This is a genomic window from Nocardioides sp., assembly GCF_041393715.1.
GTDB lineage: Bacteria > Actinomycetota > Actinomycetes > Propionibacteriales > Nocardioidaceae > Nocardioides.
Genome location: NZ_JAWKJQ010000001.1, coordinates 346,934 through 369,854, shown reverse-complemented (window position 1 = coordinate 369,854; position 22,921 = coordinate 346,934). Strand labels below are relative to the sequence as shown.

The window sequence follows — 22,921 nt, the reverse complement described above, 5'->3', positions numbered from 1 at the left end:
AGGACGACCCGGAAGCCTAGCCCGCCGACACCCGCACGCCACGCCTGCCGCGCAGCACGAACGTGTGGCTCGGCGCGGGCGGCTCGACCAGCCCCAGGCCGGGGAACCGGTCGAACAGCGCGGTGACCGACTCGGCCAGCTCCATCCGTGCCAGCGGCGCGCCGAGACAGAAGTGCACGCCCACCCCGAAGGAGAGGTGGGGGTTGGGGTCACGCTCGACGCGCAGCTCGTCGGGCGCCTCGAACACGGCAGGGTCGCGGTTGGCCGACCCGAGCAGCACGGCGAGCCTCTGACCCTGCTCGACGACCACGCCGCCGAGCTCCACCGTCTCCAGCGCCGTGCGCTCGAACAGCTGCAGCGCCGCGTCGAAGCGGAGCATCTCCTCCACACACGGCTCGACGCGGGGGCCGGGACGCAGCCCTCGCTCGAGAAGGGCGACCAGGCCGTTGCCGAAGACGTTGACCGAGGCCTCGTGGCCGGCGTTGAGCAGCAGCACCGCCGAGGCCACCTGTTCGGCCTCGGTCAGCTCGGTGGCCGCCAGGTCGCTCAGCAGGTCGTCCCGGGGGTGCACACGGCGCTCGCCCAGCAGCTCGCGGACCAGGTCGGCGAACTCACCCGCCGCCGACACCGCCGCGCCCACGACCTCGTCGTCGGGGGCGGGCTCGTACATCCGCACGATCGCCTGTGACCAGGTGCGCAGGGAGCCGACCATCGAACGGTCGACGCCGAGGAGCTCGGCGATCACCAGGACCGGCAGCGGCTCGGCGTAGTCGGCGACCACGTCGAAGCCGGCCGGGTCGACCTCGCCGAGCAGCTCGTCCGCCAGCTCACGCACCCGGGGCCGGAGCCGGTCGACGTGCCCGCGCGCGAAGGCCCGCGCCACCGGTCGGCGCAGCCTCGTGTGCTCGGGCGGCTCGTTCTCCATCATCTGGTGACGGTGCAGCAGGTTGAAGGGCTCGAGGTACGACGCCGGCTCGCGGTCCTGCCAGACCCGTCCGAAGCGCCGGTCGCGCTGCACCGAGCTCACCGAGGCGTGGTCGAAGGCCAGCCACTGCCCCAGGCCGTCGTGCCAGGCCACCGGGTGCCGGGCCCGTTCGGCGGCGAACCACGGGTAGGGGTCGGCGACGAACCCAGGGTCGGTGAGGTCAAGCGAGGTTGTCGGGGCCGAAGGCATCCGGCAGCACCTCGTCCATCGTGCGGACCCCGAGACCGTCATCAGCAGCAGGCCGGGACCGCCGTTCTCCCACAGCAGCTGCCGGCAGCGGCCACAGGGCATCAGCACCGCCCCGTCGCCGTCGACGCAGACGGCGTGGGTGAGCCGGCCACCGCCCGTCACGTGGAGCTGGGACACCATGCCGCACTCGGCGCACAGACCCACGCCGTAGGCGGCGTTCTCCACGTTGCAGCCGGTCACCACCCGGCCGTCGTCGACCCGGGCGGCGGCGCCGACCGGGAAGGAGGAGTAGGGCGCGTAGGCGTGCCGCATCGCCTCCACGGCCCGCGACCGCAGCTCCTCCCAGTCGGCCTCGGACCACGGCTCCGACACCATCAGCCGGCCGATCCCTTCCGGTAGACCTGACCGTCGGCCGCCGGCATCCGCAGCCGCTGCGAGGCGAAGGCCAGCACCAGCAGCGTGGTGACGTAGGGCGCCATGCCGGTGAACTTCGACGAGACCGACTCGGTCGTGGCCCACCAGAGCAGGAACAGGCCGCCGCCGGCGGCGAACAGCGCGGCCTGCTTCAGCGCCTTGGAGCGAAGGTTCCAGGCGGCCAGGCCGACCAGGATGATCGCGATCGCCAGCAGCAGCGAGTGCAGCGAGTCGCTGCCGCCGCGCAGGTTGATCGACTGGGTGTAGCCGAACAGCAGCGCCGCCACCAGCAGCCCCGAGGGGCGCCAGTTGCCGAAGATCATCGCGGCCAGGCCGATGTAGCCGAGCCCCAGGGTCTGCCCGTTCTGGTAGCCCGACGAGGCGACCATCGCGAGGTAGGCGCCGCCGAGCCCCGCGAGCCCGCCCGAGACGGTCACCGCGACGACCTTGAACAGGTAGACGTTGACGCCGAGGGACTCCGCCGCCGACGGCGACTCACCGACCGACCGCAGCCGCAGCCCGAACGCCGTGTGCCAGAGGAACCACGACGTGAACGCCACCAGGAGCAGGGCGAAGACCGTGAGCCAGGAGATCCGCTCCGTCACCGCGCCGACGACCCCGGCCACGTCGGAGACCAGGAACCACTCCTTGTCCTCCAGCGTCTTGGCCGGGTCGGCGATGAAGTCGAGGGGCAGCGTCCCCGGGTGCGGCAGCCCCGGCGACTGGGTCGGGCCCCCACCCGGCAGGCCGGAGAAGAACACCTTCGCCAGGAACGCCGCCAGGCCCGCCGCGATGATGTTGATCGCGACCCCGGAGACGATGTGGTCGACGCCGACGTAGACGGTGACGATGGCGTGGAGCAGGCCGAACAGCGCTCCGAACAGCACCGCGCCGCCGATGCCGGCCAGCACGCCTCCGTGGTAGCCGAAGTAGCCGGCTCCGAGCGTGCCCATGATCATCATGCCCTCGAGGCCGATGTTGACCACACCCGCGCGCTCGGACCACAGGCCGCCGAGGCCGGCCAGTGCGATCGGGATGGCCGCGATCAGCGCCGCCCGGAGCGAGCCCGTCGAGAGCATGTCGTTGCTGCCGGTGAGCTCGCGTACGCCGGCCAGCAGCACGAACACCCCGACGCCGATCCAGGCGATGCGGACCCGGGGCGGGGTCTGGTCGCCACCGGTCGGGGCGGGACGCTGGGCCATCGTGGGGGCGGTCTCGCTCATGCCGCCACCTCCTCGTCGACGTCGGCATCCGCTTGCAACGAGACGGCCACCGCCGCCTGTTCGCGGGCGACCTTGATCCTGCGGACCAGCTCGTAGGCGACCACCACCGCGATCACGGTCACGCCCTGGGTCACCTGGACGATCTCGGGCGAGATGCCGGCCAGGATGTTGAGGTTGTTGGCCTGCTCGTGGAGGTAGGAGAAGATCAGCGCGCCGAACAGGATGCCGATCGGGTTGTTGCGGCCGAGCAGGGCCACCGCGATGCCCGCGAAGCCGATGCCGGTCTGGAAGGAGCTGCCGTAGTTGTGGGCGTCGCCGAACAGGGTCGGCATGCCGATCAGCCCGGCCACCGCACCGGACAGCAGCATCGCCACGATGATCATCTTCTTCACGTCGACACCCGACGCGACCGCGGCCGTCTCGGACATGCCGGTGGCGCGCAGGTTGAACCCGAAGCGGGTCTTGCCGAGGACCAGCCAGTAGGCCACGCCCACGACGACCGCCAGCAGGGACAGCCCGAGCAGCTGGTTGCCTGCGTCGGAGAAGATCGTGATGCCGCCGACCCAGCTGCTCTCGGGGATCGTCTTGGTGGCGGTCGAGTTGCCGCTCTGGACGCCGATCTGGCGCAGGAAGTAGCCGACCAGGAGTCCGGCGATCGCGTTGAGCATGATCGTCGAGATGACCTCGGAGACGCCCCGGAACACCCGCAGCAGCGCGGCGATCGCCGCCCAGCCGGCGCCGGCCAGCATGGCGATGACGATGGCGACCACGGTGTTCAGCCAGCCGGACAACCAGCCGGTGCCGGCGAAGGCGGCCGCCGCGAAGACCCCCATGCGGTACTGGCTCTCCACACCGATGTTGAACAGGTTCATCTTGAACCCGATCGCCGCCGCGACACCGGAGAGGTAGAGGATCGCGCCGTAGTTGAGGATGTTGGTCAGCTGGCGGGGCTGCGGCCAGGTGAGCAGGATCGACCAGAAGTCACCGACGCTGTAGCCCGTCACCCACAGCAGCACCGACGAGATCAGGCCGGCCATCAGCAGCGCCAGCACCGGCGCCGCGAGCATCGTCACCAGGCGGTCGAGGCGCTTCATGCGGCACCTCCGGCACCGGTCATCGCGGAGCCGAGCTCCTGGGGGGTCACCGTCTGTGGGTCGAAGGAGCCGACGATCTTGCCGCGCAGCAGCACCCGGATGGTGTCGGACAGGCCGATCAGCTCGTCGAGGTCGGCGGAGATCAGCAGCACGGCCAGCCCCTCCCGGCGGGCGGCTCGCATGTGGTCCCAGATCGCGGCCTGGGCCCCGACGTCGACGCCTCGGGTGGGATGGGCGCCGATCAGCAGCACCGGCTCACCGCTCATCTCGCGACCGACGATGAACTTCTGCTGGTTGCCGCCGGACAGCGCCCGGGCGGTGGTGTCGATGGACGGCGTGCGGACGTCGTACGTCGACACGATGCGGTCGGTGTCCTGGCGGGCGCCGGACCGGTCGATCCACGGGCCCTTCACGCTGGGTGGCCGGGTCTGGTGACCCAGGATGCGGTTCTCCCACAGGGGGGCGTCGAGCAGCAGCCCGTGCCGGTGCCGGTCCTCGGGGATCACGCCGATGCCGGCCGCGCGGCGCTTCTTGGTGGACCAGCCGGTGATGTCCTCCTCGCCCAGCCGGATCGAGCCCTCGGCGGGCCGCAGCAGACCGACGACCGTGTCGACCAGCTCGGTCTGGCCGTTGCCCTCGACACCGGCGATGCCGAGGATCTCGCCGGCGTGGATCTGGAAGCCGATGTCGGACAGCACGGCACGTCCGGAGCGGTCGCGCACGGTGATGCCGTCGAGGGTCAGCTTGACCCGGTCGGTGACCGTGCTCTCCTCGGTGCTCGGCGACGGCAGCTCCGAGCCGACCATCAGCTCGGCCAGGTCGCGGGAGGACACGTCCGCGGGCTTCACCGACGCGACGGTGGTGCCCCTCCGGATCACCGTGATGTCGTCGGCGATGGCGCGCACCTCGTCGAGCTTGTGCGAGATGAAGATCAGGGTGTGACCCTCGGCCTTGAGCCCCCGGAGGTTGGCGAAGAGCGCGTCGACCTCCTGGGGCACCAGCACCGCGGTCGGCTCGTCCAGGATGATGATCTTGGCGCCGCGATAGAGCACCTTGAGGATCTCCACGCGCTGCCGCTCACCGACGCCCAGCTCCTCCACGAGCTCGTCGGGGTCGAGCCCGAAGCCGTACTCCTCGGAGATCCGCAGCACCTCGCTGCGGGCCGCGTCGCCGATCCCGTGCAGCTTCTCGGCGCCGAGCACGACGTTCTCGAGCACGGTGAAGTTGTCGGCGAGCTGGAAGTGCTGGAAGACCATGCCGACCCCGCGCGCGATGGCGTCGGACGGCGAGTGCAGGGACACCGTCTCGCCGTTGATCTCGATGGTCCCCTCGTCGGGCCGCTGCACGCCGTAGAGGATCTTCATCAGCGTCGACTTGCCGGCGCCGTTCTCCCCGACCAGCGCGTGGATGGTCCCGCGCTCGATCTCGAAGGTGATGTCGCGGTTGGCCACGACACCCGGGAAGCTCTTCCCGATGCCGGACACGGCCACGGCCACCTCGTGCGCTGCGGTCGCTGTGCTGGACACCCACTGCCTCCTGTCAGCCGACGGCCCGAGCCGTGCTCACCGTAACCGAACGCGACGGGACCCGGGGAGTGCCTCGCGGCGCTGCCCGGGCCCCGTCGTCGGGATGTGCTGCTACGGGATCTCCTGCCCGCCGATCAGCTCGCCGGCTGGAGCGGAACCTCCAGCTCGCCGGACTTGATCTTGTCGGCGTAGCCGTCGATCTCGCCGGAGATGTCGTCGACGAAGCCACCGGACGTGGAGTAGCCCACGCCGTCGGCCTTGAGGTCGTAGACGATGCCCGGCACCGGCGGGTTGCCGGCCGCGGAGGCCTTGACGTAGTCGTAGACCGCGGTGTCGATGCGCTTGAGCATCGAGGTGAGGATGTGCGGCTGCTCGTCGGCGCTGGCCGTGAGGTACTGGTCGGAGTCGACGCCGATCGCCCACTTGCCGTCACCGGCCGCGGTCACGGCCTGGAAGACACCCAGACCCGACTTGCCCGCGGCGTGGTAGATGATGTCGGCGCCCTTGTCGAGCTCGCCCTCGGCCGCGGTCTTGCCGCCCGACGGGTTCTCGAAGCCGGTCTTGCCGTCGCTCTCGTCCTCGGTGAGGTAGGTGACCAGCACCTTGGCGTCGGGGTTGACCGCCTCGACACCGGCGGTGTAGCCGGCCTCGAACTTCTTGATCAGGAACCCGTGGGTGCCGCCGACGAAGCCGACCGTGTTGGACTCGGTCTTGAGGCCGGCGGCCACGCCGACCAGGAACGAGCCCTCGTTCTCGGCGAACGTCAGGTCGGACAGGTTGGCCAGCGGCTTCTTCGGCGCGCAGGACGCGTCCTGGATGCAGGCGGTGTAGCCGTCGATGACCGCGAAGTTGGTGTCGGGGTAGTCCTTGGCCACCTCGGCCGCGGCGGGGCTGTAGATGAAGCCCACCGCGATGACCGGGTTGAAGCCCTGGTCGGCGAGGGTCCGGAGCCGGTCCGCGCGCGTCGTGTCGTTCTCGTCGGTGCCGGCCTCGGCCTCGACGCAGGTGCCGCTCGTCTCCTCGACGACCTTCTTGAGGCCGGCGTAGGCCGAGTCGTTGAACGACTGGTCACCGCGGCCGCCGACGTCGTAGGCCACACCGATCTTGGGGCCGTCGCCCGTGGCGGTCTTGCAGATGTCCTCGTCCGTCTTGGTGGACCCGGACGCCTCGCTACCGCTGTCACTGTTGCCGCACGCGGCCAGCGACAGCGTCGCCAGGCAGACCACGGCAGCGATCTTGGTCAGTCGACGCAAGATTTCCTCCTGAGTTCCCAGCGCGCCTCAGATTGTCGCGCGTTGGGGGCCCACCCTAGCCGTGCCCGGGGGCGTACGCGCCAGGGGCTACCCCGAAGTGTTATCGGAGGGTGACCGGACGAGTGACGGCCGTCTCGACGAGAGCGCTCCGGCTCAGCTGCCCGTGGCGACCACGGCCGCGCCCGCGAGCACCCGGGCGCCGATGGCGATCGCCCGCTCGTCGATCCTCAGGTTCCCCTGGTGCAGGTCGTACGTCGGCCCGCCGGGCGTGCGGGTGCCGAGCCGCGCCATCGCGCCGGGCACTCGCTCGAGGAACCAGCCGAAGTCCTCGCCACCGAGGCTCTGCGAGGTCGCGACGTGGCCGGTCTCGCCGACGACCTCCTCGACTGCCTTGCCGAGGAGCAGCGTGGAGTAGTGCTCGTTGACCACCGGCGGGACACCCCGGTGGTAGACGATCTCGGCCGTGACGCCGTAGGGGGCGATGATGTGCGCGACCTGCTCGCGGACCAGCTGCTCCGCGTCGGCCCAGGCCACCGCGTCGAGCATCCGGATCGTGCCCGCGACGCGCCCCTGCGCGGGGATCACGTTGGGTGCACCGCCCGCGGAGACGATGCCCCACGCGACGCTCACGCCGGCCCGCGGGTCGAGCCGGCGGGACAGGATCGCGGGGAGCTCGGTGACCAGCTTGGCCAGCGCGAAGGTGAGGTCCTCGGTGAGGTGCGGACGCGAGGTGTGCCCGCCCTTGCCGCCGAGCGAGATGTCGATGGAGTCGGCGGCGCCGGTGAGGGGCCCCTCACGCAGGCCCACGGTCCCGACGTCGATGCTGGGGTCGCAGTGCAGCCCGAAGACCCGGGTCACGCCCTCGAGCGCCCCGGCGTGCATCATCTCCAGGGCCCCGCCGGGCATGATCTCCTCGGCCGGCTGGAACAGCAGCCGGTAGCGGCCGGTCGCGAGCCCCACCGCGCGAGCCTCGGCCAGGGCGATCCCCGCACCGACCAGCGCGGTGGTGTGGACGTCGTGACCGCACGCGTGCGCGACACCCGGGACCTCGCTCGCCCAGGGGTCGCCGGTCGTGTCGGGCACCGGGAGCGCGTCGAGGTCGGCGCGCAGTGCGACCACCGGGCCGGGCTCGTCGGAGGGGTCACCGAGGTCGGCGACCAGCCCGCTGTCCTTCAGCCGGGTCACCCGCCAGCCCGCCGCCTCGACCCGGGCCGCGGCGATCTCGGTCGTGCGGTGCTCCGCCCACGACAGCTCGGGGTGGGCGTGCAGGTCGCGCCGCAGCTCGATGAGGTCGTCGGCGTGCTTCTCGACGACGGCCTCGATCAGCTCCGCGGCGGGGGTGGAGGCGTGAGGTGGCATCAGCCAAACCCTAGTTCAGCCCGCGAGCTCACGATGCGGGAGCCTCCGGACCGGGCGCTCCGGCGGCGTCGCCGGGCGCCGCGCGGGGCGTCTCGTCGTAGGCCGCCAGGAGCAGGTCGGCGGCCTCGGTCGCGGGCATGGCGCCGGCCAGCACCGCGTCGCGGACCTCCCCGCGGACGCGGGCGACGCCGGGTGAGGCGGTCAGCCGCCGGGCGAGCTCGTCGCGGACCAGCGCCCAGGTGAACTCCAGCTGCTGGACGGCCCGCTTGCTCCGCAGCCCGTCGCGGCCGAGGTGCTCGCGGTGGGCCAGCACCTGGGCCCACACCTCCTCGACGCCGCGTTCCTCGAGGGCGGAGCAGGTGAGCACCGACGGCACCCAGGGTGCCCCGTCACGAGCGTCGAGATGGTGGACCAGGCGCAACGCGCCGGAGAGCTCGCGGGCGGCCGAGCTCGCCTCCGCCTCCCGGTCGCCGTCGGCCTTGTTGACCGCGATCACGTCGGCGAGCTCGAGGATGCCCTTCTTGATGCCCTGCAGCTGGTCACCGGTCCGGGCCAGGGTGAGGAAGCAGAACGTGTCGACCATGCCGGCCACGGTGACCTCGGACTGGCCGACGCCGACCGTCTCGACCAGCACCACGTCGTAGCCCGCCGCCTCCAGCACCAGCATCGCCTGCTGCGTGGCGCGGGCCACGCCGCCCAGGGTGCCGGCCGTCGGCGAGGGGCGGACGTAGGCATGCTCGTCGGCGGCCAGCCGCCCCATCCGGGTCTTGTCCCCCAGCACCGAGCCGCCGGTGCGCGTGGAGGAGGGGTCGACCGCGAGGACACCGACGCGGTGCCCCTGGGCGGTCAGCAGCGTGCCCAGCGCCTCGATGAACGTCGACTTGCCGACGCCGGGGACCCCCGAGATGCCCACCCGGACCGCCGGCACTTCGGGGGCGGGCAGCCGGCGCAGCAGCTCGCGGGCCTGCCGGCGGTGGTCGTCACGGGTCGACTCGACGAGCGTGATCGCCCGAGCGACGGCGGCTCGCCGCCCGGCCGTCACGCCCTCGACGAGCTCCTCGAGGTCAGGGGCGCCCATCCGGTCAGGCCCGCCGGGCCCGCAGCTCGGCGAGCAGGTCGAGCGCCGACCGGGCGATCACGGTGCCGGGGGGGAACACCGCCGCCGCGCCCATCTCCTTGAGGGTGGCGACGTCGTCGGGCGGGATCACCCCACCGATGACCACCATGATGTCGGGCCGGCCCAGGTCGGCCAGCGCCTGCTTCAGCGCGGGCAGCAGCGTCAGGTGACCCGCCGCCAGCGAGCTGACCCCCACGATGTGGACGTCGTTGTCGACCGCCTGCTGAGCGACCTCCTCGGGCGTCGAGAACAGCGGGCCGACGTCGACGTCGAAGCCCAGGTCGGCGAAGGCAGTGACCACGACCTTCTGGCCCCGGTCGTGGCCGTCCTGGCCCATCTTGGCCACCAGGATGCGGGGCCGGCGACCCTCCTCGGCGGCGAACGCCTCGGTCTCCCTCAACACCTCCGCGACGTCGGCGTCGGCGCCGTCGGGACCCTCGGAGACGGTGGATCGGTACACCCCGGAGATGGTACGGATCACGGCCTGGTGCCGCCCGTAGACCTGCTCCAGCGCGGCGGAGATCTCCCCCACCGTCGCCTTCGCGCGGGCCGCGTCGACGGCGAGGGCGAGGAGGTTGTCGTCGAGGGTGCCGTCCCGGGACGGGTCGCGGCCGGCCGCCGCGGTCAGCGCGTCCAGGCAGCGCCGTACGTCGTCGGCGTCGCGCTCGGCGCGCAGCCGCTCCAGCTTGGCGATCTGCTGGCGGTAGACCTCGTCGTTGTCGACCTTGAGCACCTCCAGCGGCTCCTCGTTGTCGACGCGATAGGTGTTGACGCCGATCACCTGCTGATGCCCCGAGTCGATCCGGGCCTGGGTGCGCGCCGCCGCCTCCTCGATCCGCATCTTGGGCAGGCCCTGCTCGATCGCCTTGGCCATGCCGCCGGCCTCCTCGGCCTCGGTGAGGTGCGCCCAGGCACGTTCAGCGAGGTCGTGGGTGAGGCGCTCGACGTAGTAGCTGCCCGCCCACGGGTCGATGGTCTGGGAAGTGCCGCTCTCCTGCTGCAGCAGCAGCTGGGTGTTGCGGGCGATCCGGGCCGAGAAGTCCGTCGGCAGCGCGATCGCCTCGTCGAGAGCGTTGGTGTGCAGCGACTGGGTGTGTCCCTGCGTCGCGGCCATCGCCTCGATGCAGGTCCGGGCGACGTTGTTGAAGACGTCCTGGGCGGTGAGCGACCAGCCGCTGGTCTGGCTGTGGGTGCGCAGGCTGAGCGACTTGGGGTTCTTCGGGTCGAACTGGCGCACCAGCCGCGCCCAGAGCGCGCGGGCGGCGCGCATCTTGGCGACCTCCATGAAGAAGTTCATGCCGATCGCCCAGAAGAAGCTCAGCCGGGGGGCGAACGCGTCGATGTCGAGCCCGGCGGCCAGCCCCGCCCGGAGGTACTCGACCCCGTCGGCCAGCGTGTAGGCGAGCTCGAGGTCGGCCGTCGCCCCGGCCTCCTGGATGTGGTAGCCGGAGATCGAGATGGAGTTGAAGCGCGGCATCCGGGCGGCGGTGTAGGCGAAGATGTCGGAGGTGATCCGCATGCTCGGCGCCGGCGGGTAGATGTAGGTGTTGCGGACCATGAACTCCTTGAGGATGTCGTTCTGGATCGTCCCGGCCAGCTGGTCGGGCTTCACCCCCTGCTCCTCGGCGGCCACGATGTAGAGCGCCATGATCGGCAGCACCGCGCCGTTCATCGTCATGCTCACGCTCATCCGGTCCAGGGGGATCCCCTCGAACAGCGTGCGTGCGTCGTAGATCGAGTCGATCGCCACGCCGGCCATGCCGACGTCGCCACGGACCCGCGGGTGGTCGGAGTCATAGCCGCGGTGGGTGGCCAGGTCGAACGCGACGCTGAGCCCCTTCTGGCCGGCCGCCAGGTTGCGCCGGTAGAACGCGTTGGACTCCTCGGCCGTCGAGAAGCCGGCGTACTGACGGATCGTCCACGGCTGGGTGGTGTACATCGTCGGGTAGGGCCCACGGAGGTAGGGGCTCAGGCCCGGCCAGGTGTCGAGCGCGTCCAGGCCCTCGAGGTGCTCGGGGCCGTAGACCGGCAGGATGTCGATGCCTTCGGGGCTGGTCCAGGGGCTGCCGTTTGTGCCCAAACGCGAGGAATCCGCGACAACGGACTGCGCTTTCCGCACAATCGCGGCCTCCGCGGGCGAACCGCCCTCCTCACCCAGCGGCAGGTCGGCGAAGCTCTCGGGGATGCTCATCGGGCCACCTCCAGGGCCTCGCGGGTGCGGGTCAGGAACGCCACGGCGTCCACCCCGACGGCGCACGAGTCGTCGACCAGCTCGGCCGGGACGCTCCCCTCCCCCGGCTTCCCGGCCAGGATCACCCGGGTGGCGCCGGCCCCCCGCAGGGCCGCGACCAGAGGAGGGCCCCACTCGGCGTAGGCCGCGTCGGGTCCGGCGAGGCAGACCACCGGCTGGCCGGCGTACGCCGCGACGACGTCGTCGGCCCCGCCGGTGGCGCCGGCGACCTCGACCCCGACCCCGCCCGCCGCGAAGAGGTTGGTGGCGAACAGGGCCCGCGGCGAGTGCGCCGCGACCGAGCCCATCGTCGCGAGGAACACCGGGGACGAGGCGGGCGCGTCGCGCATCGCCTCGTAGGCAGCGCCGTAGCGGCGCACCGGGTCGGGCCCGCCGGCCCGCTCCGGCAGCGTCTCGGCCAGGTTCGGGAACTCGCTGACGCCGGTCAGCGGCCGACGACGGGTGGCGACGTCGCGGTCGCGCGCGGCCACGACCTCGTCGACCCGAGCCTGCAGCGAGCCGTCGGCCCACGCGCCGAGCACCCCACCGGACGCCTCGAGCCGCTGCAGCTCCGCCCACGCCGCCGCGGCCAGCTCGTCGGTGAGCCGCTCGACGGCATAGGCGCCCCCGGCCGGGTCGGCGACCGCGGCGACGTGCGACTCGGCGACGAGCAGCGAGGAGATGTTGCGAGCCATCCGGCGCCCGAACGCGTCGGGCTCGCCGAGCGGGCTGTCGAACGGACGCACGGTGACGGCGTCGGCGCCTCCGACTCCGGCAGCGAACGCGGCGACGGTGGTGCGCAGCAGGTTGACGTAGGGGTCGTAGCGGCTCATCATCGGCCGGCTCGTGACGGCGTGCTGGCGCTGCTGCGCCTCGGCCACCCCGCACAGCTCGACCAGCCGGGCCCAGCAGCGGCGGGCGGCCCGCAGCTTGGCGATCGAGACGAGCTGCTCGTCGGTGACGGCGTAGCGGAACTCGACCAGGCCGACCGCGCGCTCGACGTCCACGCCGGCCCGCCCCAGCGCCCGGAGGTACGCCGCCCCGGTCGCCAGCGAGTAGCCGAGCTCCTGGGCGTCGGAGGCTCCGAGATCGTGCACGACGGTGCCGTCGACCACCAGGGCGAGCACCCCGGCCGATCCGGCGGCGGCAGCCACGTCGGCGACCACCGTGTCGACGTCGACGGCAGCCTGGCCGGTGCGCAGGGCGCTCCCGACCGGGTCCGCCCCCACCCCCGAGCCGGGCGCGGGCGTCGTTCCGATGGTCTGCAGCCACTCGGTGAGCGAGCGCGCCGCGCCCACCGGGTCGTCGGGCGCGTCCAGCACGACGGGAGCCAGGTCCACGAGGACGCCGTCGAGGGCCGCCGCCAGCACCTCCGGCGTCACCGGCCCGTCGAGGCGCAACCACACCGAGGTCGCGCCGTTCTCCAGCTCGTCGAGCAGCGCCGCGCCGCCTCGGCCCGCGACCCGGACGTCCCAGGGCCCCTGTCGGGTGGGACGGCCCGCCGTCGACAGACCCTCCAGATCGGCCGGCGTGCCGAGCGGCGGCACGCCGACCCCGTCGAGCGTGTGCCGCGTCAGGCGTTCCCAGACCGCGTCGTCCGGGTCGTCGGTCCCCAGCCGGCCGGTCTTGCGGAGCACCGCTGCCGCGGCCTTCTCCCCGGCCGCCCGGTCGTACCGATCGGCCTCCGAGGTGAGCGCCAGCGATCCGTCAGCCGCGGGGAGTCCCATGGCGGCAGGATAGGAGCGGCCCCGCGGGAGGGCCACCGGGTGTGACCTATCCGTCCATGAGTGCGTCGATCCACGCGGTCGGCGGTTCGGGGCCGGCCCGTGCTGCCGGTGACGGATACTCCTGCCCATGGCACAGGCGACACCGGGCTGGTACCCGGAGGCGGACGACCCCGACACGCTCCGCTGGTGGGACGGCCACCAGTGGACCCCCCAGACGACGACGCGAGCCGCGCTGACGCAGCCGGGCGGCGCGCCGGGGGGGATCCCTCCGGTGCCGGCCCGGCCTCCGCTCGGCGACCGGTGGCCGATGCTCGCCGCCGCCACCCAGATCACCCTGGCCCTGATCATGGTGGTCGACCTCGGGCTGGGCGCCCTCAACGCCACCTACGTGTCGACGTTCCGGCAGTGGCGCGACGACCCCTCCACCGTCGACGAGGAGTTCGGCTCCTTCCTCGACACCGCCGCCGTCGTCCTCTATCTGCTCTGGGCGCTGCTCTTCATCGCCACCGCCGCGCTGTTCATCACCTGGCTGTTCCGAGGCCACCGCAGCGACCGGATGGACCCGAGCCGCCTGCAGCACGCCTCGGGGTGGGCCATCGGGGGCTGGTTCCTCCCGATCGTCAACCTCTGGCGTCCCCTCCAGATGGTCCGCGACCTGTTCCGCGGCGCCGGGGTGCCGACGGTGCCGGTCGTCGTCGGTGTCTGGTGGGGCGCCTTCCTCGTGTCCGGGTTCGTCGACCGGCTCTCGCTGGCGCTGGCGCCCTCCGACGACCTGGTCGGCCTGGACTACATCGACGCGTCGATCACCTCGTCCGGCCTGGACATCGCGAGCTCCGCGCTCGACCTGCTGGCCGCACTGCTCGCCATCGTCGTCGTACGACGCGCCACCAGGGCGGTCCGCCAGGACCCGCCCGCCCTCGAGATGCCGGCGACGACGGTCCTCTGACCCGGTCCCGTCAGACGGGCGACCGTCCGTCGTTGTCCTTGTTGCGGATCCCGATCTTCTCGCCGAGCCACACCAGCGGGTCGTACTTGCGGTCCACGACCCGCTCCTTCATCGGGATGATCGCGTTGTCGGTGATCTTGATGTTCTCGGGGCAGACCTCGGTGCAGCACTTGGTGATGTTGCACAGGCCCAGGCCCGCGGCCCCCTGAGCCAGCTCCCGCCGGTCATGGGTGTCCAGCGGGTGCATGTCGAGCTCGGCGTAGCGCAGGAAGAACCGCGGACCGGCGAAGTCGGGCTTGTTCTCCTCGTGGTCGCGCACCACGTGGCAGGTGTTCTGGCACAGGTAGCACTCGATGCACTTGCGGAACTCCTGGCCGCGCTCGACATCGACCTGCATCATCCGTCGCTTGCCGTCGGCGTCGCGCGGCGCCGGCGCGAACGACGGCAGCTGGCGGGCCTTCTCGTAGTTGAACGACACGTCGGTCACCAGGTCGCGGATCACCGGGAACCCGCGCATCGGGGTGACCGTGAGCGTCTCGCCGGGGTCATAGTCGGACAGCCGGGTCATGCACATCAGCCGCGGCCTGCCGTTGACCTCGGCGGAGCACGAGCCGCACTTGCCGGCCTTGCAGTTCCACCGCACCGCCAGGTCGCCGGCCTGGGTGGCCTGCAGCCGATGGATCGCGTCGAGGACGACCTCGCCCTCCTCGACCGGCACGGTGTAGTCGCCGAGGTCGCCCCCCTCGGTGTCGCCGCGCCACACGCGCATCTTCAGGTCGTAGCCCATGTCCGTCCCCTCACTGGCTCTCGAAGAAGGTCTTCAGCTCGTCGGGCATGACGGGCAGTGGTTGCTCGGACAGGTCGACGCCGGTGCCGGCGGCGTCGAGACGGAGCGCGAGGTTCTTGGTGCCCCAGTCGGACTCGGTCGCGGGGAAGTCGTCGCGGGTGTGCCCCCCGCGCGACTCCTGCCGCGCCAGCGCCGCCTTGGCGATGCACTCGGAGACCAGCAGCATGTTGCGCAGGTCGAGGGCGAGGTGCCAGCCCGGGTTGTACTGCCGGTGCCCCTCCACGGAGAGGTGCTGGGCGCGCTGCTTGAACCCCTCGATGTGCTCGAGCGCCTCCTCGAGCTCCGAGGCCGTGCGGATGATCCCCACCAGGTCGTTCATCGACTGCTGCAGGTCGTGCTGGATGGTGTAGGGGTTCTCACCGCCCTCCTCGCCGAAGGGCCGCAGCGCCCCGGCCTCGGCCGCGGCCACCGCCGCGTCGTCCACCGCGGGCCGGGAGTCCCCCAGCCCGTCGGCGTACGCCGCCGCGGCCTCGCCCGCCCGCCGGCCGAAGACCAGCAGGTCCGACAGCGAGTTGCCGCCGAGCCGGTTGGACCCGTGCATGCCGCCGGAGCACTCGCCCACGGCGTAGAGGCCGGGCACCGCGGACAGCTCGGTGTCGGCGTCGACCTCGATGCCGCCCATGACGTAGTGGCAGGTCGGGCCGATCTCCATCGGCTCGGCGGTGATGTCGACGTCGGCCAGCTCCTTGAACTGGTGGTACATCGACGGCAGCCGCTTGCGGATGAACTCGGGCGAGCGACGCGACGCGATGTCGAGGTAGATGCCGCCGTGGGGTGAGCCGCGGCCGGCCTTGATCTCGGAGTTGATCGCCCGGGCCACCTCGTCACGGGGCAGCAGCTCCGGTGGCCGGCGGTTGTTCGCCTTGTCGTCGTACCACCGGTCGGCCTCCTCGACCGTGTCGGCGGTCTCGGCACGGAAGAACTCCGGGATGTAGTCGAACATGAAGCGCTTGCCCTCGGAGTTCTTCAGGATCCCGCCGTCGCCGCGGACCGACTCGGTGACCAACAGCCCCTTCACCGACGGCGGCCAGACCATGCCGGTCGGGTGGAACTGCACGAACTCCATGTTGATCAGCGACGCACCCGCCCGCAGGGCGAGCGCGTGACCGTCGCCGGTGTACTCCCACGAGTTGGAGGTCACCTTGAACGACTTGCCGATGCCGCCGGTGGCCAGCACCACGCTCGGCGCCTCGAACACCACGAACCGACCGGTCTCGCGCCAGTAGCCGAACGCTCCCGAGACCGTCTCTCCATCCTTGAGCAGGTCGGTGACGGTGCACTCCATGAAGACGTCGATGTCGAGCGCCACCGCCCGCTGCTGGAGGGTGCGGATCATCTCCAGGCCGGTGCGGTCGCCGACGTGGGCGAGCCGGGCGTACTTGTGGCCGCCGAAGTCGCGCTGGGAGATCAGCCCGTCGTCGGTGCGGTCGAAGAGCGCGCCCCAGTCCTCGAGCTCGAGCACCCGCTCGGGCGCCTCCTGGGCGTGCAGCTGGGCCATCCGCCAGTTGTTGAGCATCTTGCCGCCACGCATGGTGTCGCGGAAGTGCACCTCCCAGTTGTCCTCGGGCCAGCGGTTGCCCATCGCCGCGGCGATGCCGCCCTCGGCCATCACGGTGTGCGCCTTGCCGAGCAGCGACTTGCACACGATGGCGGTCCGCGCGCCCGCGTCATGGGCGGCGATCGCGGCCCGCAGCCCCGCCCCACCGGCGCCGATCACGACCACGTCGTAGCGGTGCCGCTCGAGGCCGCGCCCCTCCGCCTCGTCGGGAGTCATCCGGTTGCCGGTCATCGGGTGCCGACCGTCGTGGCCGTCACTCATCGAAGCCTCGCTCATCAGAAGAACCTCAGGTCGGAGATGCGGTCGGTGGCCAGCAGGTAGACGTAGAAGTCGACGGCGGCGACGGAGAAGAGGGAGTACCACGCGTAGGTGCTGTGCTTGGCGTTGAGCCGCGAGACCCAGGTCCACATCCGATAGCGGACCGGGTGCTTGCTGAAGGTGCGCAGCCGACCGCCGACGATGTGCCGACACGAGTGGCACGAGAGCGTGTAGAGCCAGATCAGCACCGAGTTGACGACGAACAGCACGGTGCCCAGCCCCATGTGGATGCCCGGGTCCTCGCCCTCCATCGGACCGAAGGCGAGGATCGTCTCGAACGTGAGGAAGGCGGCCACCACCATGGCGCCGTACCAGAAGTAGCGGTGCATGTTGTTGAGGATCAGCGGCAGCCGGGTCTCCCCCGAGTACGCCGAGTGCGGCTCGGCGACCGCACAGGCGGGCGGGGACAGCCAGAACGCCCGGTAGTAGGCCTTGCGGTAGTAGTAGCAGGTCATCCGGAAGCCCAGCGGGAAGATCAGGATCACCAGGGCCGGCGAGAGCTTCCACCACTCGAACACGATCGGCAGCGCCGACTTGTCCGTGCAGTCCGCGGTGATGCACGGCGAGAAGAACGGCGACATGTAGGGCTCGACGTAGAAGTCACGCCCCAGGAACGCCCGATAGGTGGCGAAGACGACGAAGCCGCTGAACACCACGAAGGTGAGCAGCGGCTCCAGCCACCAGCGGTCGCTGCGAAGCGTCCGGTCAGGGATGCTCGCACGAGTCGGACCGGTCACTCCTGACGCCACCGCACACCTCCTGGGCGACCGCGCTCCGGGTCGGAGGTCGGTCGGGTGGCCCCGAGTCTGACCGCCGGAGCGACCAATGTGAAGGGGGGCACGCCGATCCTGGCCGGCGGCCGGCCGATCCGAGGTTGCCGACCGCGGACATGCGATATGTCACGCTCGCCCGCTCTCAACGTGGGCCCGCGGACGCGCTAGCCTGCCGGTTGTGTCAACGCCCACCGCCACCCACCCGAGCAACCAGCCGGCCCTGGTCACCGGGGCGCGAGCCGCGCGGACCACGATCTTCCTGAAGATCGCGATGGCGTCCAGCGGCCTGGTCTTCATCGCCTTCGTGCTGCTGCACATGTACGGCAACCTGCACGCGTTCGCCGGCCACGACGCCTTCAACGAGTACGCCGAGCACCTCCGCACGCTCGGCGAGCCGATGCTGCCGCACACCGGCGCCCTCTGGATCATCCGGATCGTCCTGATCGCCTCGCTCGCGGTGCACGTGACGTCGGCGTTCATGCTCTGGCACCGGGCCGGCAAGGCGCGGCGGACGAAGTACGTCATGAAGAAGCGCACCGGCGCGACCTACGCCAGCCTGCTGATGCGCTGGGGCGGCGTGACGCTGCTGCTCTTCATCGTCTGGCACCTGCTCAACTTCACCATCGGCAAGGTCAACGTGACCGGCGGCCCGACCAACGACCCCTACAACCTGGTGGTCGACAGCTTCAGCACCTGGTGGCTGACGCTGATCTACCTGGCCGCGATGGCGATGCTCGGCGCCCACCTGCACCACGGCTTCTGGAGCGCCATGCAGACGCTCGGCTGGACCAGCACCGCCCGGGCGCGCAACCTGGCGAAGGCCGTCGGCCTGACCGTGGCGCTCATCATCACGATCGGCTTCTCCCTGGTTCCCCTCGCCGTCATGTTCGGCGCCATCTCGAAGTGAGGACTCCTTCATGACCGACATGCCCGACACCACCACGGTGCACGAGCCGTCGCAGGTCGCAGAGGGGACACAGGCGTCCGACGACGCCGCGGGCTACTACACCCTCGGCGAGCCGGTCAGCGACGGCAAGGCGCCCGGCGGACCGCTCGAGGACCAGTGGAACACCCGGCAGTTCGAGGCCCGGATCGCCAACCCGGCCAACCGCCGGCGGCTGTCGGTGATCGTCGTCGGCACCGGTCTGGCCGGCGCCTCGGCCGCGGCGACCCTGGGCGAGGCGGGCTACGTCGTGAAGTCGTTCTGCTACCAGGACTCCCCGCGCCGCGCCCACTCGATCGCCGCGCAGGGCGGCATCAACGCGGCCAAGAACTACAAGGGCGACGGCGACTCGATCTACCGGCTCTTCTACGACACGATCAAGGGCGGCGACTACCGCTCGCGCGAGTCCAACGTCTATCGGCTGGCCCAGGTCAGCGTGAACATCATCGACCAGTGTGTCGCCCAGGGCGTCCCCTTCGCCCGCGAGTACGGCGGCCTGCTGGACAACCGCTCGTTCGGCGGCGTGCAGGTGTCCCGCACGTTCTACGCCCGCGGCCAGACCGGCCAGCAGCTGCTGATCGGTGCCTACCAGGCACTGGAGCGCCAGGTGGCCGCCGGCACCGTGCGCACCTACAGCCGCCACGAGATGCTCGAGCTGATCGTCGTCGACGGCCGGGCCCGCGGGATCATCGTCCGCGACCTGGTGACCGGAGAGATCGAGACCTACTTCGCCGATGTCGTGGTGCTGGCCAGCGGCGGCTACGGCAACGTCTTCTTCCTCTCCACCAACGCCATGGGCTCCAACGTGACGGCGACCTGGCGGGCCCACCGCAAGGGCGCCTACATGGCCAACCCGTGCTACACGCAGATCCACCCGACCTGCATCCCGGTCTCCGGGGAGCACCAGTCCAAGCTGACCCTGATGTCGGAGTCGCTGCGCAACGACGGCCGGATCTGGGTGCCCAAGAACAAGGCCGACGCCACGTTGGACCCGCGAGAGATCCCGGAGGAGGACCGCGACTACTACCTGGAGCGGATCTATCCCTCCTTCGGCAACCTGGTGCCGCGCGACATCGCCTCGCGGCAGGCCAAGAACATGTGCGACGAGGGCCGCGGCGTCGGTCCCGAGGTCGACGGCGTACGACGCGGGGTCTACCTGGACTTCGCCGACGCCATCGAGCGACTCGGCCGGCCCGCGATCGAGGAGAAGTACGGCAACCTCTTCGACATGTACGCCCGGATCACGGGCGAGGACCCCTACACGGCGCCGATGCGGATCTACCCGGCCGTCCACTACGTCATGGGCGGCCTGTGGGTCGACTACGACCTCCAGTCGACGATCCCCGGACTGTTCGTGACCGGCGAGGCCAACTTCTCCGACCACGGCGCCAACCGGCTCGGGGCGTCGGCGCTGATGCAGGGCCTGGCCGACGGCTACTTCGTGCTCCCGAACACCATCCGCGACTACCTCGCCGACGGGCCGTTCGACCGGGTGCCGGAGGACCACCCCGCCGTGCTGGAGGCCCAGCAGTCGGTGCAGGACCGGGTCGAGACGTTCCTGTCGATCAACGGCACCCGCAGCGTCGACTCCTACCACCGCGAGCTCGGCAACATCATGTGGGAGTACTGCGGCATGGAGCGCACCGCCGAGGGGCTGCGCAAGGCGATCGAGCTGATCCAGACGCTGCGCGAGGACTTCTGGCGCAACGTGCGGGTGCTGGGCACCGCCGAGAGCCTCAACCAGTCGCTGGAGCGCGCCGGCCGGGTCGCCGACTTCTTCGAGCTCGGCGAGCTCATGTGCATCGACGCCCTCAACCGCCGGGAGTCCTGCGGCGGCCACTTCCGCGCCGAGTCGCAGACCGAGGACGGCGAGGCGCTGCGCCACGACGACCACTACGCCTACGTCTCTGCGTGGGAGTGGTCCGGCGAGGGTGAACGACCGGTCCTGCACAAGGAGGAGCTCACCTACGAGTTCGTCGAGATGAAGCAGCGGAGCTACAAGTGAGCCAGACGATGAACCTCACCCTCAAGATCTGGCGACAGGCGGACGCCGACAGCCAGGGCGCGATGCACACCTACCAGGTGTCCGACGTCTCCCCCGACATGTCCTTCCTCGAGATGCTCGACGTGCTCAACGAGCAGCTCAACGCCGAGGGCGAGGAGCCGATCGCCTTCGACTCCGACTGCCGCGAGGGCATCTGCGGCATGTGCGGGCTGATGATCAACGGCGACGCGCACGGCCCCGAGGTCACCACGACCTGCCAGCTGCACATGCGGTCGTTCTCCGACGGCGAGACGATCACCATCGAGCCGTGGCGCGCCAGCGCGTTCCCCGTGCTCAAGGACCTGTGCGTCGACCGGCGGGCCTTCGACCGGATCATCCAGGCCGGCGGCTACATCTCGGTCAACACCGGCGCGGCTCCCGACGCCCACGCGATGCCGGTGCCCAAGGACAACGCCGACCGGGCCTTCGACGCCGCCACCTGCATCGGCTGCGGCGCCTGCGTCGCCGCCTGCCCCAACGGGTCGGCCTCGCTCTTCCTCGGCGCCAAGATCACCCACCTCGGGGAGCTGCCCCAGGGCCAGGCCGAGCGCTGGTCCCGGGTCGCGACGATGGTCGCCCAGCACGACCACGAGGGCTTCGGCGGGTGCACCAACATCGGCCAGTGCACCGCCGCCTGCCCCAAGGAGATCCCGCTCGACGTGATCTCGACGCTCAACCACGACCTGCGCGCCTCGATCCGGCACGGTCACTGACGCCAGCGGGCCTCAGCGGCCGCGGAAGCGCCGACCGATGACCAGCGCCGCGAGGGCGCCGAGGCCGGCGCCACCCAGGAAGGTCCCCGCCCGCGCCCCCGCGAGGGACGCCGGGCAGGCCCGTCCTCGGCCGCGCCGTCGGCGACCGTGACCGGCTCCGCACGGGACCGCTCGACGCGCTCCCGCAGGGCCGGGAGTCGGGGCTCTCCTGCGGTTCGCCGGGAGGAGGCGTCGGCCGGGTCGACGGAGGGCTCCGTGGTCTGCGCCCAGGCGGCGCCGTAGAGCACGATCCGGGAGAAGTAGTTGATCCACACCAGCAGGATCAGGGCGATGCCGAAGGCCTGGAAGGCCTCCTGGTTGCGGGTCAGCTGCAGCAGATAGGTCGAGCCCCACTTGAGGGCCTCGAAGCCGAGGGCCGCGAGCAGCGCGCCGGCGGCCAGCGCGCGCTTCGGCAGCCGCGGGTTGGCGAGCAGCAGGAACAGGGCGAGGAACAGGCCCGTCGAGACCGCGACCCCCAGGAGCACGCTGACCAGGGTCAGCACCCGGGTCGAGCTGCCGGGCCAGTGCAGCCACACGAGCAGGTTCTCGGAGAACCCGGCGACCAGGCTGGACAGCGAGACGCTCACCAGCAGCGCGAGGCCGAGCAGCACGAGGGTGAGCAGGTCGCGCGCCTTGCCCAGCACGAAGTTGGGGCGGTCGTCCTGGGGTCGGTCGAACACCGTCATCAGGGCCGTGCGCAGCGCCGACAGCCAGCCGAGGCCGGCGTACGTCACACCGGCCAGACCGATCAGCCCGACGGTCGTCGCGTTGTCCTGGATCGTCTGCAGCGAGATCTGGCCGGACCCGCTGCCGATCAGGCCCGGCAGCGCATCGTCGAGGACGGTCACGAGGTTGTCCTGGGCGTCCGGCCAGACCCGCGCGATGTAGCCGACCGCGAAGAACGCGAGCGCCAGGATGGGGAAGAACGAGAGGAACGCGAAGTAGGTCACCCCGCCGGCCTGGATGGAGCCGTTGACGGCCGTGATCCGCTGCTGCATCCGCATCGCGTGCGCGAGCCCGGGGATGCGTTCGCGGGCCGTGGCGGCCAGCGACTTCGCGCGGTCCACGAGGGAGGCGGGACCCGCCATCAGCCCGTGCCCACCAACCGGAACTCGCGGGTCGGCCGCCAGCCCTCGTTGTCGTCGTGGAGATAGAGGTGGAACGCGGTGGCCTCGAAGACGCACTCGAAGCCCGCCAGGTCGTCGAAGGCCAGGTCGAGCACGTCGTCGGGGAGATGGTGGGCGATGGTGACGTGCGGGTGGTAGGGGAAGGCCAGCTCGATCGCCAGCGGGCCCTGGCGTACGGCGTCGGCCAGCTGTTCGCAGGCGGAGATGCCCTCGGCGAGGGTCACGAAGACGACCGGGGAGACCGGGCGGAAGCTGCCGGTGCCGCGCAGGTGCACCTCGAAGGGGCCGACGCAGCCGGCGGCGTCGCGCAGATGGTCCTCGATCGCCTCGAGGTCCTCGACGCCGACCTCGACGGGCGGGATCAGCGTGATGTGGGTCGGGATCTGGGTGGCGGTCACGTCACCCACGGACAAGCGGTAGTGCTGCAGATCCCGGGCCCAGGGCTCCGGGATCGCGACGGCTACCCCGATCGTCGGCACGTCTCGACCCTAGCCTG

General features: G+C 71.3%; 18 protein-coding genes and 1 pseudogene. 4 read left to right on the top strand and 15 right to left on the bottom strand.

What is annotated here, in order from left to right:
- Positions 1-16: 16 nt before the first annotated feature.
- From R2740_RS01860 to R2740_RS01815, 10 genes and pseudogenes are all read right to left on the bottom strand, one after another.
- The gene (locus R2740_RS01860) at positions 17-1,174 is read right to left on the bottom strand and encodes a cytochrome P450 (protein ID WP_371300981.1); all 1,158 of its coding nucleotides are present in this window, start codon (positions 1,172-1,174) and stop codon (positions 17-19) included.
- Positions 1,146-1,549, bottom strand: a pseudogene (locus tag R2740_RS01855) (cytidine deaminase). The gene R2740_RS01860 and the pseudogene R2740_RS01855 overlap by 29 nt, the downstream one beginning before the upstream one ends.
- Positions 1,549-2,811, bottom strand: a complete 1,263-nt coding sequence (locus tag R2740_RS01850) for an ABC transporter permease (RefSeq protein ID WP_371300980.1) — start codon at positions 2,809-2,811, stop codon at positions 1,549-1,551. Before R2740_RS01850 ends, R2740_RS01855 begins: the two are co-directional and overlap by 1 nt.
- Positions 2,808-3,905 (bottom strand): ABC transporter permease, encoded by a 1,098-nt coding sequence (locus R2740_RS01845; protein ID WP_371300979.1) that lies wholly within the window; start codon positions 3,903-3,905, stop codon positions 2,808-2,810. Before R2740_RS01845 ends, R2740_RS01850 begins: the two co-directional genes overlap by 4 nt.
- Positions 3,902-5,431 (bottom strand): ABC transporter ATP-binding protein, encoded by a 1,530-nt coding sequence (locus R2740_RS01840; RefSeq protein ID WP_371300978.1) that lies wholly within the window; start codon positions 5,429-5,431, stop codon positions 3,902-3,904. Before R2740_RS01840 ends, R2740_RS01845 begins: the two co-directional genes overlap by 4 nt.
- 134 nt (positions 5,432-5,565) lie before the next feature.
- Positions 5,566-6,684: a BMP family protein gene (locus tag R2740_RS01835; RefSeq protein ID WP_371300977.1), complete on the bottom strand. Its 1,119-nt coding sequence runs from the start codon at positions 6,682-6,684 to the stop codon at positions 5,566-5,568.
- 153 nt (positions 6,685-6,837) lie between these two features.
- The gene (locus R2740_RS01830) at positions 6,838-8,043 is read right to left on the bottom strand and encodes an amidohydrolase (protein WP_371300976.1); all 1,206 of its coding nucleotides are present in this window, start codon (positions 8,041-8,043) and stop codon (positions 6,838-6,840) included.
- Between the two features lie 28 nt (positions 8,044-8,071).
- Positions 8,072-9,121: a methylmalonyl Co-A mutase-associated GTPase MeaB gene (meaB, locus tag R2740_RS01825; RefSeq protein WP_371300975.1), complete on the bottom strand. Its 1,050-nt coding sequence runs from the start codon at positions 9,119-9,121 to the stop codon at positions 8,072-8,074.
- A gap of 4 nt (positions 9,122-9,125) precedes the next feature.
- Entirely contained in the window at positions 9,126-11,351 is a 2,226-nt protein-coding gene (gene scpA / locus R2740_RS01820) for a methylmalonyl-CoA mutase (protein ID WP_371300974.1), read from the bottom strand.
- Positions 11,348-13,117, bottom strand: coding sequence for a methylmalonyl-CoA mutase family protein (locus R2740_RS01815; RefSeq protein WP_371300973.1), 1,770 nt, complete (start codon positions 13,115-13,117; stop codon positions 11,348-11,350). Before R2740_RS01815 ends, scpA begins: the two co-directional genes overlap by 4 nt.
- 127 nt (positions 13,118-13,244) lie before the next feature.
- Between R2740_RS01815 and R2740_RS01810 the strand changes: the two genes are divergently transcribed.
- Positions 13,245-14,063, top strand: a complete 819-nt coding sequence (locus R2740_RS01810) for a DUF4328 domain-containing protein (protein WP_371300972.1) — start codon at positions 13,245-13,247, stop codon at positions 14,061-14,063.
- A 10-nt stretch (positions 14,064-14,073) separates the two neighbouring features.
- Here R2740_RS01810 and R2740_RS01805 read toward each other — a convergent pair whose 3' ends face one another.
- From R2740_RS01805 to R2740_RS01795, 3 genes are read right to left on the bottom strand one after another with little or no spacing between them, the layout of a single operon-like run.
- A complete protein-coding gene (locus R2740_RS01805; protein WP_371300971.1) occupies positions 14,074-14,850 on the bottom strand; it encodes a succinate dehydrogenase/fumarate reductase iron-sulfur subunit in 777 nt (258 codons plus the stop codon).
- Positions 14,851-14,860: 10 nt separating this feature from the next.
- A complete protein-coding gene (locus R2740_RS01800; protein ID WP_371300970.1) occupies positions 14,861-16,744 on the bottom strand; it encodes a fumarate reductase/succinate dehydrogenase flavoprotein subunit in 1,884 nt (627 codons plus the stop codon).
- Positions 16,744-17,535 carry a hypothetical protein gene (locus R2740_RS01795; protein WP_371300969.1) on the bottom strand — a complete coding sequence of 264 codons (792 nt, stop codon included), beginning with the start codon at positions 17,533-17,535 and terminating at the stop codon, positions 16,744-16,746. Before R2740_RS01795 ends, R2740_RS01800 begins: the two co-directional genes overlap by 1 nt.
- 202 nt (positions 17,536-17,737) lie before the next feature.
- On the opposite strand from R2740_RS01795, the gene R2740_RS01790 reads away from it, so the two are divergent.
- From R2740_RS01790 to R2740_RS01780, 3 genes are read left to right on the top strand one after another with little or no spacing between them, the layout of a single operon-like run.
- Positions 17,738-18,466, top strand: a complete 729-nt coding sequence (locus R2740_RS01790; protein ID WP_371300968.1) for a succinate dehydrogenase cytochrome b subunit — start codon at positions 17,738-17,740, stop codon at positions 18,464-18,466.
- 19 nt (positions 18,467-18,485) lie between these two features.
- Positions 18,486-20,507, top strand: coding sequence for a fumarate reductase/succinate dehydrogenase flavoprotein subunit (locus tag R2740_RS01785; RefSeq protein ID WP_371301172.1), 2,022 nt, complete (start codon positions 18,486-18,488; stop codon positions 20,505-20,507).
- A gap of 8 nt (positions 20,508-20,515) precedes the next feature.
- A complete protein-coding gene (locus tag R2740_RS01780; RefSeq protein ID WP_371301171.1) occupies positions 20,516-21,259 on the top strand; it encodes a succinate dehydrogenase/fumarate reductase iron-sulfur subunit in 744 nt (247 codons plus the stop codon).
- Here the strand turns inward: R2740_RS01780 and R2740_RS01775 are convergent.
- A complete protein-coding gene (locus tag R2740_RS01775; RefSeq protein ID WP_371300967.1) occupies positions 21,253-22,386 on the bottom strand; it encodes a YihY/virulence factor BrkB family protein in 1,134 nt (377 codons plus the stop codon). The genes R2740_RS01780 and R2740_RS01775 overlap by 7 nt on opposite strands.
- Positions 22,386-22,904 carry a 2'-5' RNA ligase family protein gene (locus R2740_RS01770; protein WP_371300966.1) on the bottom strand — a complete coding sequence of 173 codons (519 nt, stop codon included), beginning with the start codon at positions 22,902-22,904 and terminating at the stop codon, positions 22,386-22,388. The genes R2740_RS01775 and R2740_RS01770 overlap by 1 nt, the downstream gene beginning before the upstream one ends.
- Between the last annotated feature and the right edge of the window lie 17 nt (positions 22,905-22,921).